This is a genomic window from Auritidibacter ignavus (assembly GCF_003703835.1).
In the GTDB taxonomy this organism is placed as follows: Bacteria; Actinomycetota; Actinomycetes; order Actinomycetales; family Micrococcaceae; genus Auritidibacter; species Auritidibacter ignavus.
On sequence record NZ_RDQR01000004.1, the window covers coordinates 113,145 to 128,235 of the forward strand.

Sequence of the window (15,091 nt, forward strand, 5' to 3'; positions counted from 1 at the left end):
CTGTAGAGTAGCGCTTCGTCTCAGTCGTCTTTGCGGGTGCCGAACATAATCTCGTCCCAGCTGGGCACCCGGGGACGCTTGCGTGTGGACTTAGACGCGGAGCTACCGCTCCGCCCGTCTTTGCCGTCCTGGTGGTGTTGGGTGGATTGCTGGTGCAAGGCGTTACCGCGAGAGGCCTCATCCATCCCGTCAAAGGCATCGGTTTGACCCTCATATTCAGAGGATGAGACAGAAGACAGTGATGATGTAGACTTCTCTGGTTGGCTTGACTCGTCCTCGACCCCTGCCCGCGTGGACGGCTCCGGCTCCTGCTGCCCCGGTTGTTCCGTATCCGGATCGGTCTGATCAGCTGTCTCAGACTCAGCAGGTTTAGCGGAATCGGATTCCCCGCTGACCACCAGACGTGGTCCAGTCCAGGAGGTGGGGTGCTCCTCGCGAGTGATCATCATCGCTAGCTCGTCATCAGCGTCTTCATCGACGCCCAACCGTTGCCCGCGTCGGGCGTGCAGGACCTCGAGTAACTCTTCTTGCGCATCGGAATCAAAATGCCGTCGCGGTCGCGGGTCAGGCTTTTCGGTGGATTCCACGTCAAAAACACGTTCCGCTGATGACACTGCGCTCAGCCGTCGGGTGGGTGTCGCGGTAGGAGTATCGAGTGGTTCGAGTTCGGAGAGCACCTGGGCCCACCGGTTGAGATTATCGACATGCTTGGCGGCGGGACGGAAACTCCAGCGGGCCACCGGCTCGTCGCCGATTTGGGTTTGGGCGCCGTTATCTTGGAAACTGGCCGAGATGGTCCAGTGGTTGGAGCCCTCTTCCTTCCACGCGTCCCATTCCAGGGTGGAGGTGTCTAAGCCCAGTGCCGCCAGCCGGTGTCGCACCATGGGTTCCAGCAGAGCCGGTTCTTCACCAAAAACGGCCCGGTAAATATCGTGACCTAATTGCGGAGAAGAGACTTCGATCGCGCGGGCCTGATCAACAATCCAGCGGCGTTCGGCTAGCACCGGGGCCTCGTAGATCTTCAACCGGTCCAGGCTGACGTCGTACCGAGAAGCCAGCTCGTCCACAGAGTAGCCGGCGCGGATCTTGGATTGAATATCTCGGGGAGACAACGTCACCGCTGCTGCCTCGTCGGCTGCGGCCGCCGAGGGCCGGCCAATGGGGCGGGTGGTGGCATGACGTAAAGCATCGGTGATCGGCAGGGAGAACTCTTCGCCAGCATCATTGGACAGAATCAGGTGGTCACCGGCATCATCGACACCAACGAGGCGCAACGGTTGGGCGCGACGTGCACCGGACGCGGTGGTATGGTCTGGTGACTGCGGTGAATCCATAAATTGCCTCCAGAATAGTCCTAGTTCTGTGCTGAACTCTGCCACGTCAGCCCCCACTACACCAGAATCTCGCCCGGTGTGGCGACACATCGCAGGGGGATCGACGAGTGTGAGCGATCCCATAAAGCGGTCAACACGGCGCTTCAAGGCACTTCAAGATGTGTTCACTGTTGGCGATTTGAAATTTTGGTCGGGGACAGTAGGATTCTCTGCGAAATGATACTCGGTGAGCGCGTTGTCACGAGGGTCATTCCAGGGATCATGCACCGCGGTAAGCCATCGGTTTGGGCCTGGAATAAAAGAACCAATCACCGAGATTAACCTGTCAGACACTGACACCTGTGCGTTCAGTCGATGACTTAGTGGAGTGGATAGCAAATATATGGCAACTGATTACGATGCGCCCCGCAAAAACGACGATGAGGTCCGGGAAGACTCCATTGAGGAGTTGAAGAATCGTCGGACCGATACGCAGTCTGCCGCGGTCGATGAAGACGAGGCCGAAGCTGCTGAGGGGTTTGAGCTGCCCGGCGCTGACCTGTCGAATGAAGAACTGCAGGTTACTGTGCTGCCGGCACAATCTGATGAATTCACCTGCGCCTCCTGTTTTTTGGTGCGACATCGATCCCAGGTGGCTTATGAAGAAAATGGTCTGCTGTATTGCACCGACTGTGAAGGGTAGCAAGGTTCAGTTGAGCAACAACTGATCGACAACCATGTAGTGGGCGGGCCCGGTTACACCCGGGCCCGCCCACTACGTTGTTATGTCCCTGAGCTGACGTTCCTGCGTCGCGCCGGCAGTGTTGCTGAGCGCGGGGGCTGATGTTGCGCTAATCGGTGTTGGAGTCGGTGGGGGTGTGACCTTCGGAATCGTCGCGCTGTTGTGCTTGTTGTGTTTCTCGTTCTTCGCGCAACCAGTCGGGGATGTTCTCATCCTCGAGATCTTCGGGACGGGCGTACATAGCCCCACCGAGGGCATCAACGAGTTGTTCAGGATTGCGGGTTGACGTCAGCCAATAGGGAGTGCGGTCCCGTTCGTCGGTAATTTGAATACGCACCACCGGCGAGGCCCAACTGCGCAGATTGGTGTAAGCCAAACCGTGAAGTTTCTGACCGCGCTGTTCGAAGGCGTCGTCACCGCGATATCCGGTCACGTTGCCCACGAATCGTCGTTCAATCCCGGCACGACCGACTTGTAAAAACTGTTTGGTGACAATAATTTCAGAGCCCATCCCGACCAAAATGGCCACGGTGATCAGGGCCAATACCACAGCGGAGCCGATTCCGGCCGCGACGTTGATCGGTGCCAGCACCATGTATCCGAGGACACCGAAAAGGACCACGAGTAGCCACATCCAGGGTGTGGCCCGAAGCTTTTCATGGTACAGCACCGGATCATCGGCGGAATCAAGACTGTGTGGAGTCGTCGGTGAAGAGCTCATAATTCTAGGGTCCCATATTTTTGTTCTGTTCATGTTTTCCCGGTGTTGTGTTTTCCCGGTGTTGCAGTGACCTGCAGGTAAGGTGCTCGCCACCAGCCGGGGCCGAAAACAGGCCGAACCCTGGCAGAATACGTGCTGGAGCACACCGGTGCATCCAGTCTCGGGAGTCCAGCCCAGGAAATAATCTCGGAAACGATCCAGAAAGGAACCTTCGACCATGCCTCAGATCGATGTAGCCCTGCAACTCTTAGCCCCCGATGTCCCGGTCCCGCACTATGCTCAGCCCGGTGATGCCGGTGCCGATCTGGTCACGGTAGAAGATGTGCGTCTGGGTCCGGGGGAGCGCTACCTGGCTTCCACGGGGATTGCGATTGCTTTACCGGAAGGATTCGTGGGGTTGGTACACCCTCGTTCTGGATTGGCTGCGAAAAAAGGCCTGAGCATCGTTAACGCGCCTGGCACCATAGATGCGGGATATCGTGGCGAGCTCAAAGTGGCCCTGATCAATACCGATCCTCACACCGAGATTGTGCTCAACCGGGGGGATCGTATTGCGCAATTGGTCATTCAGCCCGTCTATCAGGCCTGTTTCCAAGTGGTCGAGGAGTTGCCGGAATCGGTTCGTGGCCAGCAGGGTTTTGGTTCTACCGGTGGGTTTTCGCACACAGAGAACTAGAACGAACCCCCGTCGTGCTCTGAAACCGCGCGCGAATCCGCGTAGACTATCACCGGTGAGCCAGTCACGACGGCTAGTTCGCTCAGTCAGGACGACACCGCAGAACGCCACGATAGGTGAACACTGCAGCAGATGGATGAACCAGAAACTGCCCCACCGCTGGAGAGAGGACAGGTTGATTGAAGCTCTTTGGACGCAACCGCGACGTGAAGGTCGAGCGTGTGACACTTCCAGAACACCTGCGGGAAGCGCCAGAGTCGACCGACCCCGACGCGCGCCCGGCAGGTCCCCGCGACATTTCGGAAATTGATCATGCCAAGGGCCTGGTCGATCTCGGCGCGTTGAAACTTGCTGCTGACCCTCAGATCGCTGTGCGACTGGACGTCGAAGAAAAGACCAAGGACATCATTGGTGTCACCTTGTCCCACGATAAGTCCAGCTTGCAGATCCAGACTTTTGCGGCCCCACGCTCGCAGGGACTATGGGACGAAATTCGGGAAGAACTTACCGAATCGTTGACTTCTGCCAACAACGCCACTGTGACCGAAGAACAGGGACGGTTTGGCACCGAGCTCTTGGCCAAGATTCCGGCGAAATTGCCAGATGGTCGTCCTGGCTGGCGCGTGGCTCGGTTTATCGGCATTGATGGACCCCGCTGGTTCGTTCGTGCCGTTGTGGGAGGCCCAGCGGTCTTGAAGTCCGAACACGCTGAACGGTTGCTCGACGTGCTGGGTCGCTCTGCGATTGACCGAGGCCAGGAACCCCACCCCTCGCGGGAGATCCTGCGCCTGCACGCTCCGAAGAACCTGCGTCGGGTCAAACCAGCCGCCGAACAATCGGAGGCAGGTCAAGCGGAGTCAACCCCGACCGATGCGAAGGGCATGCCCACACGCGGCCCTGAGATCACCGAAACTCGCTGATACGTCGCGGACCGAAATGAGTCTTGTTATTCCCGGCGATCAGCGTATTCTGTTTTTGTGCCCTACCTGCTTAAATTTGAGGGTTCACACGGTACGCGCATGATGAAAGAGACCGGTGCATGGTGAATGTGACTACCTTAGACGAGACTTCGACGCTCGGCGTCGGTGACACCGGTGATCCGGAAATCCTGACCCTTGAGGTGGGAGTCATGGCCCACGGTGGTCACTGCGTGGCCCGGCACGAAGGACGCGTTGTTTTCGTCCGCCACGCCATTCCTGGCGAAGTCGTGCGAGCCGTGGTGACTTCCGGTGGCGCGAAGGCCCGCTTTTGGCGGGCCGATACCGTCAACGTGATCCGGGGCTCCGAATTCCGGCGGGCACACCAGTGGAAATTGGCCGACTCCTTGCGCGCCTATCAGGCCGGGCGTCAGCCGATCGGTGGCGCCGAATACGGTCACATCACCCTGGAACACCAACGCCGGCTCAAGGCCCAAGTTTTTCGCGACACACTCAATCGGATTGGTCGCCTCGCCGTAGAGCCTCAGGTGACCTCAGTGCAAGCCGATGAGCCTACCGGTTTGCACTGGCGGACCCGCAACCGTTTCGCGGTGACCGCCTCCGGGCGCTTGGCGATGTTCGTCCACCGATCCAAGACCATGATTCCGGTCCGCAATATTCCCCTGGCGGTGCCCGAACTCGATGAGCTACACCTGTGGGATATCAATTTCCTCGGGGCCTCCAGCGTGGACGTCATCACCCCCGGCTATAGCCAGGAAGTCATGGTCGTCATCCACCCGGCTACCGAGACGCTGGCGCACGAGCCCACGCTGAATAAGGCGATCAACGATTGGCGACGCCAACTCTCCGGGCTACCCGGTACCGTCTCGGCAGTGGTGTCTGTTCCTCAACTCCAACCGGACCAGAAGCCACGCACCATACGGTTGCGCGGTCGCACGTGGGTGAGTGAAACTGTGCGCAGTTTGCACCACGGAACTTTTACATTCCGGGTCTCGGCCGAAGGCTTCTGGCAGTCCCACCGCGACGCCCCGCATATCTTGGTCGAGGCCGTCATGCAGGCGACGAACCCGCAACCCGGTGATGTCATTGCCGACTTATATGCAGGAGCTGGGCTCTTTTCAGCGTTTCTGGCTCGGGCGGTCGGGGAGACTGGCCGGGTCTACTCGGTCGAACGGGCCCGTCAGGCCAGCAAAGACGCCCGGAAGAACCTGCACGAGATGAAGCAGGCCGTAGTGATCAATGGTCGCACTGAGAAAGTGGTCTCCTCGTGGGCGCACCGCCCTCAGGCCCCCAGCGGCCAAGGCGGACTGGAAGGTCGTGACATCGATACGGTGGTGCTTGACCCGCCACGCTCTGGTGCTGGCCGGGCTACCATCAAAGGCATCAACGCGTTACCGGCCTCCAAGGTCGTCTACGTCTCCTGCGACCCGGCCTCCCTGGCTCGAGATGCCAAACTGTTGGCCGAACTGGGCTGGCAACACCAGAGCTCGGAGATTTTCGACCTGTTCCCCGACACCCACCACATGGAGTCGGTCAATATCTTCACCCGGTAGTGTCGCGCTGATCCGGGTACCGACGTCATCGTGACGCAGGTAACGACATCTGATCCGGATCAGTGGCTGCGCGTTGTAGAATAATTTTCTGGTCGCTGGATTTCGAGCCCAGCGACACTGGCATCGCACCGGTACCGAGTCGCACGTCGCTGATCAGCGAAGAGGGACTGCTGCCAGCGGCTTCGGCGAGATCGGTTGAGCGCCCCTTGATGGGCAGGAAGAGGAATCTCCGTGACTACTGTCGATAGTTTCGGCTCGAAGGGCGTATTGGACGTCAACGGCGCCGAGTATGAAATTTTTAGACTTAACAAGGTCGAAGGTGCACAGAACCTTCCCTACTCACTGAAGATTCTGCTCGAGAATCTGTTGCGCACCGAAGATGGCGCCAACGTCACGAAGAAGCAGATTGAAACGCTGGCCCAGTGGGACCCGCAGGACGATCCCCGCCACGAGATCCAGTTCACCCCGGCCCGGGTGCTGATGCAGGACTTCACCGGTGTGCCCTGTGTGGTTGACTTGGCCACCATGCGTGAGGCCATCGCGGATTTGGGCGGTGACGCCAAGCGCGTGAACCCGCTGGCACCGGCCGAGCTAGTGATTGACCACTCCGTGCAAATCGATAGCTTCGGTAACCCTGACGCCATCGAGCGCAACATGGAAATCGAATACGAGCGCAATGGTGAGCGCTATCAGTTCCTGCGCTGGGGTCAGACCGCCTTCGATAACTTCAAGGTCGTTCCTCCCGGACAGGGCATTGTCCACCAGGTCAACATCGAATACCTGGCACGCACCGTGATGACCCGCGAGGTCGACGGCGTGTTGCGCGCCTACCCGGACTCCTGTGTGGGCACCGACTCCCACACCACGATGGTCAACGGCCTGGGCGTGCTCGGCTGGGGTGTGGGCGGCATCGAGGCCGAGGCCGCGATGCTCGGCCAGCCGGTCTCCATGCTCATCCCGCGCGTGGTGGGCTTCAAGCTCACCGGGTCCATCCCCTCAGGTGCCACCGCAACCGACGTGGTGCTGACCATCACCGAGATGCTACGTCAGCACGGTGTGGTGGGTAAGTTCGTCGAGTTCTACGGTGAAGGTGTGGCCTCGGTGCCGCTGGCGAACCGCGCTACCATCGGCAACATGTCGCCCGAGTTCGGTTCCACCGCCGCGATCTTCCCGATCGACCAGGTGACCCTGGACTACCTGCGACTGACCGGTCGTACCGAAGAGAACATCGCGCTGGTTGAGGCCTACACTAAGGAACAGGGTCTGTGGCACGATCCGGCCAATGAGGCTCAGTACTCCGAGTACCTGGAGCTAGATCTATCCACTGTGGTGCCTTCCATCTCGGGTCCGAAGCGTCCACAGGACCGGATCGTGCTCTCTGACGCCAAGGAGCAGTTCCGCAAGGATATCCACAACTATGCCACTGAGAGCGACGATGCGGGCGTAGGGCGTCCCTCGCACACCGTTGACGTGAAGATGGAGGATGGGCGTGAGTTCGAACTCGACCACGGTGCTGTGTCGATCGCCTCGATCACCTCTTGCACCAACACCTCTAACCCTTCGGTCATGATGGCCGCCGCGGTGCTGGCCCGCAATGCCGTGGACAAAGGCCTGTCCTCCAAGCCGTGGGTGAAGACCTCAGTGGCTCCCGGTTCCCGGGTGGTGACCGAATACTACGAGAAGTCGGGTCTAATCCCGTACCTGGAGCAGTTAGGCTTCAACATCGTCGGTTATGGTTGCACCACCTGTATCGGTAACTCCGGTCCGCTGGAGTCCGAGATCTCCCAGGCCATCCAGGAAAACGACCTGTCGGTGACCTCGGTGCTGTCGGGTAACCGTAACTTCGAGGGCCGGATTAACCCGGACGTGAAGATGAACTACCTGGCCTCCCCGCCGCTGGTGGTCGCTTACGCTCTGGCCGGTTCCATGGACTTCGACTTCGACAATGACGTGCTGGGTCAGGACCAGGACGGTAACGACGTCTACCTGAAAGACATTTGGCCGGACCCCACCGAGGTGCAGCAGATCATCGATGACTCCATCGACACCGAGATGTTCCACACCGAATACTCCACGATCTTCGATGGTGACCAGCGGTGGCAGTCGATCGATACCCCGACCGGGGACGTCTTTGACTGGAACGATGAGTCCACCTATGTGCGCAAGCCCCCGTACTTCGAGGGCATGAAGGAAACCCCGGACCCCGTCCAGGACATCTCCGGGGCCCGCGTGCTCCTGAAGTTGGGTGACTCGGTGACCACCGACCACATCTCTCCGGCAGGCGCCTTCAAGTCCGACACCCCGGCCGGTCGCTACCTGACCGAGCACGGTGTGGCCCGTAAGGATTTCAACTCGTATGGGTCCCGTCGCGGTAACCACGAGGTGATGATTCGCGGTACCTTTGCGAACATCCGTATCAAGAACCAGTTGCTGGATGGCGTTGAAGGTGGCTTCACGCGCGACTTCACCCAGGAGGGTGGACCGCAGGCTTATGTCTACGACGCCGCGATGAACTACGCTGATCAAAACACTCCGCTGGTGGTGCTGGGCGGTAAGGAATACGGTACTGGTTCCTCCCGTGACTGGGCCGCTAAGGGGACCGCACTGCTGGGCGTCCGCGCGGTGATCAGCGAATCCTTTGAGCGTATTCACCGCTCGAACCTGATCGGCATGGGTGTGTTGCCGTTGCAGTTCCCGCAGGGGGAGTCCGCGAACTCACTGGGCCTGGACGGCACGGAAACCTTCGACATCTCCGGTATCACCGAGTTGAACGAGGGCACCACCCCGGCCACCGTGCACGTGACCGCCACCCACCCTGAGGGTAAGGTCACCGAGTTCGACGCCGATGTGCGTATCGACACCCCCGGTGAAGCTGACTACTACCGCAACGGCGGTATTCTGCAGTACGTGTTGCGTCAGATCGCTTCCTCCGAGAAGAACTAACGCAACCAGCAGCCAAGCCAGTCCTCGGGGCCTGCGCCCACGACCCACGCGGTCACAGTGCAGGCCCCGAGGCCATTAAACCGCTTTCTTGATCAGGTCACGGTTACGCTAAACTAGCAGGGTTATCAACCGGCCCGCGCGCAGGAGGTGCTCACCGTGTCCATTATCCGAGCCTATTTCTGCCCCGAAGATAGCACTCGTCCCACCCACTACCGGGAGGCGTGGTGGGATGAAGACCAGCACGAATTCGTGGTCCACTACGGCAAAGTCGGTGCCACTGGTGTAGACACTGCCGAGAAACTCGAGGACTGCGCGCAGGCCGAAGCGCTGCTGTCAGGCTTCAGCCAACAGTGCACCGAAGACGGCTACCAGCCCATCGACCCCGCCGAGATGGAACAGCTACAGATCACCTATACCTTGCGTGGCACCGAGCCGAGTGACGTGGAATCTCATCAAGCGCAGACTCTGGCAACCTTGACCACCCGCGAGCTGGCCTGGCGCGGACTCGGTGAGGCCGACTCGCCGGTCCTAAACGCCGGAGCCTTTACCATTGCGGTCGCCACCGTCCACCCGGGCAGGTCCCGCGAGATCATCCCGACCGTAGTGAAAGCTGCCGGCGTGCAGGCCTCAAAAGTCACCGTCCGAAAGACCAACGCCTGAATGCTCGAATCAGCCCTATGGTGGATTGTCTCCATCCTGGTCGTGGCCGTGATGGTGTGGTCAGTGATCAGCCTGCTACGGTCGCCTCTGGAACCACAGCGACGTATCGTCTGGGTTGTGGCGATCTTCTTATTGCCGGTGCTCGGGAGCCTGGTGTGGGCGTGGTGGAGGCTGTACTACTACCCGCGCCGGAAGGCAGAAACCCCCAACTGGGATCCCAACCGTCCCGGCACCGGGCACGTGGTGCCCCGACGGTTACGTGCCGATCACCGGCAGCGCGGGGCGTGGAAACCTTAGAGACGAGCTCGACGACCCGCTAGACCTCGACCCAAATGCCGCCGTCGCGGACCTCGGCGGGGTGACGTCGCAAGCCCCGGGGAGCCGGCCCGCCCAGCACATCACCGGTTTCGGAATCAAAGCGGGAAGAATGGCAGGGGCAGGTGAAATCCGGGGCGGGCTCCGACCCTTCACCGACACGTACGACGCATCCCTGGTGGGGGCAGATCGCGTGAAACGCCTGCACCGAACTCTCGCTGTCCCGATAGATCAGCAGGTCATAGTCGTCGGTATGGACCCCGGTGGCTTCCCCGACCGGCAACAGATCGGCGTCGAGGACTTCAGTGGGCTGACCGGAGAAGTCCTCGACCGTATCCGGCTGGGCCGGTGCACAGCTGGACAGTCCCAGCATGCTGGCACCACCTGCCACGATGGCTGCGGTGCCAGAGAGCAATTGGCGACGGTCGAGATGAGAGGAACCATCGGCACAGGTGGAACCTGTCTGTTCAGGATTCTCAGTCATGTCAGGGCTGCTCGTCATCGCTGTCCCATGGATCCGGGTCTAGTAATGCAACGGTAATGATTGCTGAGCAGGCCCAGACCTGCCAGTTACGGGCACCCCGGTCTTTGAGATACTCTTCGACGGTTTCCGGGGTAATGGGTGAGGGCGGACGCCAACAGAGATCTCGTAGCGTCGAGGGGAGTAAGAGGTTCTCTAACGGCACGCCCATCGCCTCGGCTTGGCGAGTCAATCGCACCTTACACGTGGCGAATCGCCGAGCGGCCAGCTCGTCGACAGACTTCCACCTTTTCACCGGCGGAGGGCCACCGGAGCCAGCCGGTTTCTTCTCCGGTCGCGTTGCGGGATCCCGTCCGTCGGCCACCCCGCGCCGAATCGCCTCCAACCACCGGTCCTTCTCCCGGCCGGCAGCCCGGCCGGTGAACCCCTTGGTGTTCATCAGCTCACCTGCGGTTGCAGGTTGTGCGGTCGCGGCGGCAATAATCGCCCGATCGGGTAGTAGCCGCCCCGGGAAGACATCTTCCTGACGGCCCAGTTCATCACGGGCATGCCACAGGGCACGGACAATGGCCAGCTGTTGTGGTGATTTCACCCGGTGAATACCGGAGGCTCTCCGCCAGGGCTCGTGAGGGGGCTCCGGGGGTTGCCAAGCGGTCAACGCTTCGAACTCTTCGGCAGCGATCTCCAGCTTGTCCTGCCGACGTAGTGTGTGAATCATCTGTGCGCGTAACGGGACCAAAAATTCCACATCCAAGGCGGCGTAGTTACGCATCTGCTCGGGCAACGGGCGCTGCGACCAATCGGCAGCTGAATGCTCCTTGGCCAAGGTTATTCCCAACGTACGCTGTAGCAGTGCGGCCAGATTCACTTTCTGGAAGCCGCACAGGCGTCCGGCTAGCTCGGTATCGAAGAGGGCACAGGGACGTAATCCACAGTCAGCCAGACACCCTAAGTCTTGCGTGGCAGCGTGTAAGATCCACTCGGTGTCACCGATGGCTTGCTGAATAATGTCCAAATTCTCCAAGGGTTCGGGGTCGATGAGCCAAATGCCGGAGCCTTCACGCTTGAGTTGGACCAAGAATGCTCGCTGACCGTAGCGAAATCCGGAGGCGCGTTCGGTATCGATGGCCACCGGTCCGCTACCGGCGCGGAGCGCTTCAGCGCATTCGGTGAGCCCTTCGGGCGTGTCGGTAAGTTCTGGGATGCCCTCGGCCGGCTCGGTGATCAGAACCGGTGCCTCAGATTCTGCGTTTGTGGTCAGGATGATGTTACGTCCTTCGTGCTCGAGGGAGAACTGTGACGCCTTCAGGAACCGGTGGTAAACCAGCAAAGGCGCAGACCATATCTGCCCAGGCCTCCAGGTGGTTCTCCATCGATTCGCCCATCAGGTTGGTAGGACTCCACGAGGCCCGCATTTCAATGTCAATGGCATCGGCCCGATCATCCAACACTCCGAAACTTTCCGACAGCACCCGCGTGGCGGTCCCACCGGCTTGGTCATAATCCACCTGGTGACCATCTAAGGCTTCCACCAGCCATGTCCACGCCACCTCAGCGGCCATCGGGTCCACGCCCATTTCGGCTTCAACCGACGCCCGAATGAAGGTCACAATGCGGAACGTGGATTTCCACACGGCCGAACCGGCCGGGTCATGCAAGAGAATAAAACGCCCGGTGGCTAGTGGCTCATTGGGGTCCTGGTCTTCAACCGCTCCGAGTGTGGTGACGGTTGAGGTGATCGGGGCCGGAAGCACGGCCGGGTAAACATCGGCGGCCATAGCCACCGCATAGGGTGCGATTCTCTGCGGTGCCGGGATTTCAGTCAGCCGGACTTCCGCTCGGGGCTGGGCCATCCGCAGTCCCGATAGCGCCCGACGAAAAGTCACAGGCGCCGAAGCCAAGGTTTCTGCACTCGACCGATCAATGCTCACCCCTCAAGGTTAAAGCGCTACCTGAAGGATGGGGGGCAGGCCACGCCGAGAACCCTCGAGCTTATCGGTCTGAGCGGGGGACTTTCTCCAGGGAAATGGAGTTCATGCAGTAGCGCAGGTCCGTCGGGGTATTGAAGCCCTCACCTTCGAACACGTGGCCCAAGTGGGACTGACACTGGGCACACAAGACCTCGATGCGGGTCATCCCCAAGGAGGTGTCTTTGCGGTATTCCACCCGATCTTCAGCCAACGGGGCAAAGAATGAGGGCCAACCGCAGTGGGCATCAAACTTCTGATCCGAACGGAACAGCTCAGCCCCACAGGCCCGGCACCGGTAGATCCCTTCGCTGAAATCATCCCAGTATTCCCCGGTAAAGGGTCGTTCAGTGGCCGCCTGGCGAAGCACCTGGTACTCCGCAGGACTGAGGCGTTGTTTCCACTCGTCCTCGGAGAGCTGACCGGAGCGGGTAGTGGTGGTTTGTGTGGTGTCGTCTTGGTGGTGAGAGGTATCTGAAACTGTCATATCCGCTATAACGTCACAGGCCAGGGGATTGTTCCCGACCCGACGTTTGAGAAACTGGAAATTCCCCGGTGAACGGGGAAGAATGACCAGTATGCGAGTCTTCCCCCGATCCCGCGCTGAGTCTGACAACTCGCGTTCTCGAGCACGGTTTTCCCAAGTGCTCGCCGTGGTCGGTGCCTCTGCTGCGGTGGTGGGCTCGCTGTTTGCCGGCACCATTTCTACCCTGGCTACCGTCTTTGCCCGTACGGTCGTGACCCCGACGCGACGGGTGGCCGAAGACATCCGGATTTACGCAATCATTGAGCCCTACGGTCCCCGGCCTCACATCGCGTTGCAGGCCACCCGTGAAACCACCGTGGAAGGTCGCTATTCGCTGACCTTCGCCGCCGGTGAAGGTATCGCCCGCATCGGTAAGATCGTTGACCGCGACGCTGAAGCCGGGATTGTGGTGCGAGAAATTGAACAGATCTATTCCGGGGATCTCACCGCGGCGCAAAAAGGCTCCTGGACCGGCTTTACCTGGCCCCACCCCGGTGATGCCGGGTTTGTGTCCGAGGAAGTGTCCATTCCCGTCGAACGTGGCGAAGCCCCGGCCTGGTATGTACCACCCCAAGTCCCGCGTGTCGCCGAGTCCCCCCTTCCTACCCAGACCCCTGAATTCGGAGAAGACACCTGGGCGATTATGGTTCACGGACGTGGCTCCCGGCGTACCGAAGGAATTCGTGCCCTGCGCGTCGCCGGCGCTCTAGGCATGCCGAGCTTATTGATTTCCTACCGCAACGACGGCAACGCCCCGCCGGCCGGAGATGGCCGATACGGGCTCGGAGCGACCGAATGGCCCGACGTGGAAGCTGCCATGCACTATGCGCTGAGTCACGGTGCCCGACAAGTCGTGATTTTCGGCTGGTCCATGGGTGGTGCGGTGTCCCTGCAATTGGCTGCCCAGTCACCGTTACGCGACCGGATTGCGGGGCTGGTCCTCGACGGACCGGTTATTAACTGGATTGATGTCTTGGCCTACCAGGCCCGGTTGAACCGGCTTCCCGACGCGGTGGGTCATCTGGGGCAATTTATGATTGCCAATAAATGGGCCCGTCGTCTTGCCGGGCTGGCAGCCCCGGTGGACTTGAAAGCCTTGAACTGGGTGGACCGGGCCGAGCAACTCCAGCACCCGGTGCTGATTCTGCACTCTGAAGACGACGACTTCGTTCCGATCGGGCCGGCTGGACAGCTGGCGAATCTGCGTCCGGATTTGGTCTCGTTGGTGCGATTCACCAAGGCCCGGCACACGCGAGAATGGAATGTTGACCCTGACCGCTGGGAACAAGCAACGCTGAGCTGGCTCTATGTGGTGCTCAGTGGCCCGCGACGTGTAGTGCCACAGTTATCGCGGTAGAGAAGCGGGCTGGGTTTAGACTATAGGGCAGAGTTTTATTGTTCGCACCCTGACCCCCATAAGGAGGCTCCATTGGCCGGTCACTCAAAATGGGCAACAACCAAGCATAAAAAAGCTGCCCTGGATGCCAAGCGCGCCAAAATGTTCGCCAAGCACATTAAGGCGATTGAGGTAGCCGCTCGTGCCGGTGGGCCAGATCTGGAAGGTAACCCGGCGCTGGATCTTGCAGTCTCCAAAGCCAAGAAGCAATCGGTGCCCAATGACAATATTGACCGTGCCATCAAGCGCGGTGCCGGTCTGACCGGTGAGGTCATTAACTACGAAGAGATTATCTACGAGGTTCGCGGTCCCGAAGGCTCGGCGTTGATGGTCGAATGCTTGACTGATAACAAGAACCGTGCTGCAGCCGAAGTGCGCCACACCGTCACCCGCAATAACGGCACCCTGGCCGACTCCGGGTCGGTCGCTTTCCTCTTCAACCGCCAAGGCGTGGTCCGCATGGACGCCGAGGGTAAAGAAGAAGACGAAATCCTGATGGCGGTCCTGGATGCCGGAGCCGAAGAAGTGGCCAAGTCCGGTGGTAGCTTCGAAGTCTACTCGGACCCCTCCGATCTGCAGGATGTAGCCAAAGCACTCGACGAAGCCGAGATCGACTACGAATCCGACGAAGTCGAGTTCGTGGCCACGATGAAGGTCGAGCTCGATGCCAAAGCTGCCCGCCAATTCCTGCGCTTAGCTGATGCTCTCGAAGAGCTCGACGACGTACAGAACGTCAGCTCCAACGTGGACATCACCGATGAGGTGGCCGCAGAACTTGAGAACGAGGACGACTAACCGGTGCGGGTTCCCAGCAAACCCTTGCGGGTGCTGGCGGTCGACCCGGGACTGACACGGTGTGG

The 15,091-nt window shown here is 60.1% G+C and carries 15 protein-coding genes; 9 read left to right on the plus strand and 6 right to left on the minus strand.

What is annotated here, in order from left to right; all coding sequences use genetic code 11:
• Nucleotides 1-20: 20 nt before the first annotated feature.
• Entirely contained in the window at nucleotides 21-1,334 is a 1,314-nt protein-coding gene (gene sepH / locus DYI20_RS03770) for a septation protein SepH (RefSeq protein WP_158278477.1), read from the minus strand.
• A 382-nt stretch (nucleotides 1,335-1,716) separates the two neighbouring features.
• Here sepH and DYI20_RS03775 point away from each other — a divergent pair, with 382 nt between their 5' ends.
• A complete protein-coding gene (locus DYI20_RS03775) occupies nucleotides 1,717-2,016 on the plus strand; it encodes a DUF4193 domain-containing protein (protein ID WP_110099700.1) in 300 nt (99 codons plus the stop codon).
• Nucleotides 2,017-2,164: 148 nt separating this feature from the next.
• On the opposite strand, the gene DYI20_RS03780 is transcribed toward DYI20_RS03775, so the two are convergent.
• Complete coding sequence (locus tag DYI20_RS03780) at nucleotides 2,165-2,776, minus strand: DUF3093 domain-containing protein (protein WP_110099699.1); 612 nt, start codon at nucleotides 2,774-2,776, stop codon at nucleotides 2,165-2,167.
• A 217-nt stretch (nucleotides 2,777-2,993) separates the two neighbouring features.
• Here DYI20_RS03780 and dut point away from each other — a divergent pair, with 217 nt between their 5' ends.
• From dut to DYI20_RS03810, 6 genes are all read left to right on the plus strand, one after another.
• Complete coding sequence (gene dut / locus DYI20_RS03785; RefSeq protein ID WP_110100474.1) at nucleotides 2,994-3,452, plus strand: dUTP diphosphatase; 459 nt, start codon at nucleotides 2,994-2,996, stop codon at nucleotides 3,450-3,452.
• 221 nt (nucleotides 3,453-3,673) lie between these two features.
• Nucleotides 3,674-4,372 (plus strand): DUF3710 domain-containing protein, encoded by a 699-nt coding sequence (locus DYI20_RS03790; RefSeq protein WP_233242886.1) that lies wholly within the window; start codon nucleotides 3,674-3,676, stop codon nucleotides 4,370-4,372.
• 119 nt (nucleotides 4,373-4,491) lie between these two features.
• On the plus strand, nucleotides 4,492-5,943 hold the full coding sequence (locus DYI20_RS03795; RefSeq protein ID WP_208392066.1) for a class I SAM-dependent RNA methyltransferase: 1,452 nt from the start codon (nucleotides 4,492-4,494) through the stop codon (nucleotides 5,941-5,943).
• A 231-nt stretch (nucleotides 5,944-6,174) separates the two neighbouring features.
• The gene (acnA, locus tag DYI20_RS03800; protein WP_110100476.1) at nucleotides 6,175-8,886 is read left to right on the plus strand and encodes an aconitate hydratase AcnA; all 2,712 of its coding nucleotides are present in this window, start codon (nucleotides 6,175-6,177) and stop codon (nucleotides 8,884-8,886) included.
• Nucleotides 8,887-9,042: 156 nt separating this feature from the next.
• Nucleotides 9,043-9,546, plus strand: coding sequence for a hypothetical protein (locus DYI20_RS03805; RefSeq protein ID WP_110099695.1), 504 nt, complete (start codon nucleotides 9,043-9,045; stop codon nucleotides 9,544-9,546).
• On the plus strand, nucleotides 9,547-9,843 hold the full coding sequence (locus tag DYI20_RS03810) for a PLD nuclease N-terminal domain-containing protein (protein WP_122548889.1): 297 nt from the start codon (nucleotides 9,547-9,549) through the stop codon (nucleotides 9,841-9,843).
• A 19-nt stretch (nucleotides 9,844-9,862) separates the two neighbouring features.
• Here DYI20_RS03810 and DYI20_RS03815 read toward each other — a convergent pair whose 3' ends face one another.
• From DYI20_RS03815 to msrB, 4 genes are all read right to left on the minus strand, one after another.
• The gene (locus DYI20_RS03815; protein ID WP_166769802.1) at nucleotides 9,863-10,345 is read right to left on the minus strand and encodes a Rieske (2Fe-2S) protein; all 483 of its coding nucleotides are present in this window, start codon (nucleotides 10,343-10,345) and stop codon (nucleotides 9,863-9,865) included.
• 1 nt (nucleotide 10,346) lies between these two features.
• Nucleotides 10,347-11,672 carry an HRDC domain-containing protein gene (locus DYI20_RS03820; RefSeq protein ID WP_243857326.1) on the minus strand — a complete coding sequence of 442 codons (1,326 nt, stop codon included), beginning with the start codon at nucleotides 11,670-11,672 and terminating at the stop codon, nucleotides 10,347-10,349.
• Nucleotides 11,611-12,195, minus strand: a complete 585-nt coding sequence (locus DYI20_RS03825; RefSeq protein ID WP_122548895.1) for a DUF3000 domain-containing protein — start codon at nucleotides 12,193-12,195, stop codon at nucleotides 11,611-11,613. The genes DYI20_RS03820 and DYI20_RS03825 overlap by 62 nt, the downstream gene beginning before the upstream one ends.
• Nucleotides 12,196-12,334: 139 nt before the next feature.
• On the minus strand, nucleotides 12,335-12,796 hold the full coding sequence (msrB, locus tag DYI20_RS03830; RefSeq protein WP_110099692.1) for a peptide-methionine (R)-S-oxide reductase MsrB: 462 nt from the start codon (nucleotides 12,794-12,796) through the stop codon (nucleotides 12,335-12,337).
• A gap of 91 nt (nucleotides 12,797-12,887) precedes the next feature.
• Here msrB and DYI20_RS03835 point away from each other — a divergent pair, with 91 nt between their 5' ends.
• A complete protein-coding gene (locus DYI20_RS03835) occupies nucleotides 12,888-14,192 on the plus strand; it encodes an alpha/beta hydrolase family protein (RefSeq protein WP_166769830.1) in 1,305 nt (434 codons plus the stop codon).
• Between the two features lie 72 nt (nucleotides 14,193-14,264).
• Entirely contained in the window at nucleotides 14,265-15,026 is a 762-nt protein-coding gene (locus tag DYI20_RS03840) for a YebC/PmpR family DNA-binding transcriptional regulator (RefSeq protein WP_110099690.1), read from the plus strand.
• Nucleotides 15,027-15,091: the final 65 nt, after the last annotated feature.

Excerpts from the sequence above, each read along its gene's own strand:
- DYI20_RS03815 (WP_166769802.1), bottom strand. The coding sequence starts at position 10,345 with ATGACTGAGAATCCTGAACAGACAGGTTCCACCTGTGCCGATGGTTCC.
- DYI20_RS03795 (WP_208392066.1), top strand. The coding sequence starts at position 4,492 with ATGGTGAATGTGACTACCTTAGACGAGACTTCGACGCTCGGCGTCGGT.
- msrB (WP_110099692.1), bottom strand. The coding sequence starts at position 12,796 with ATGACAGTTTCAGATACCTCTCACCACCAAGACGACACCACACAAACC.
- DYI20_RS03835 (WP_166769830.1), top strand. The coding sequence starts at position 12,888 with ATGCGAGTCTTCCCCCGATCCCGCGCTGAGTCTGACAACTCGCGTTCT.
- DYI20_RS03810 (WP_122548889.1), top strand. The coding sequence starts at position 9,547 with ATGCTCGAATCAGCCCTATGGTGGATTGTCTCCATCCTGGTCGTGGCC.
- DYI20_RS03825 (WP_122548895.1), bottom strand. The coding sequence starts at position 12,195 with ATGGCCCAGCCCCGAGCGGAAGTCCGGCTGACTGAAATCCCGGCACCG.
- DYI20_RS03775 (WP_110099700.1), top strand. The coding sequence starts at position 1,717 with ATGGCAACTGATTACGATGCGCCCCGCAAAAACGACGATGAGGTCCGG.
- sepH (WP_158278477.1), bottom strand. The coding sequence starts at position 1,334 with ATGGATTCACCGCAGTCACCAGACCATACCACCGCGTCCGGTGCACGT.
- DYI20_RS03780 (WP_110099699.1), bottom strand. The coding sequence starts at position 2,776 with ATGAGCTCTTCACCGACGACTCCACACAGTCTTGATTCCGCCGATGAT.
- dut (WP_110100474.1), top strand. The coding sequence starts at position 2,994 with ATGCCTCAGATCGATGTAGCCCTGCAACTCTTAGCCCCCGATGTCCCG.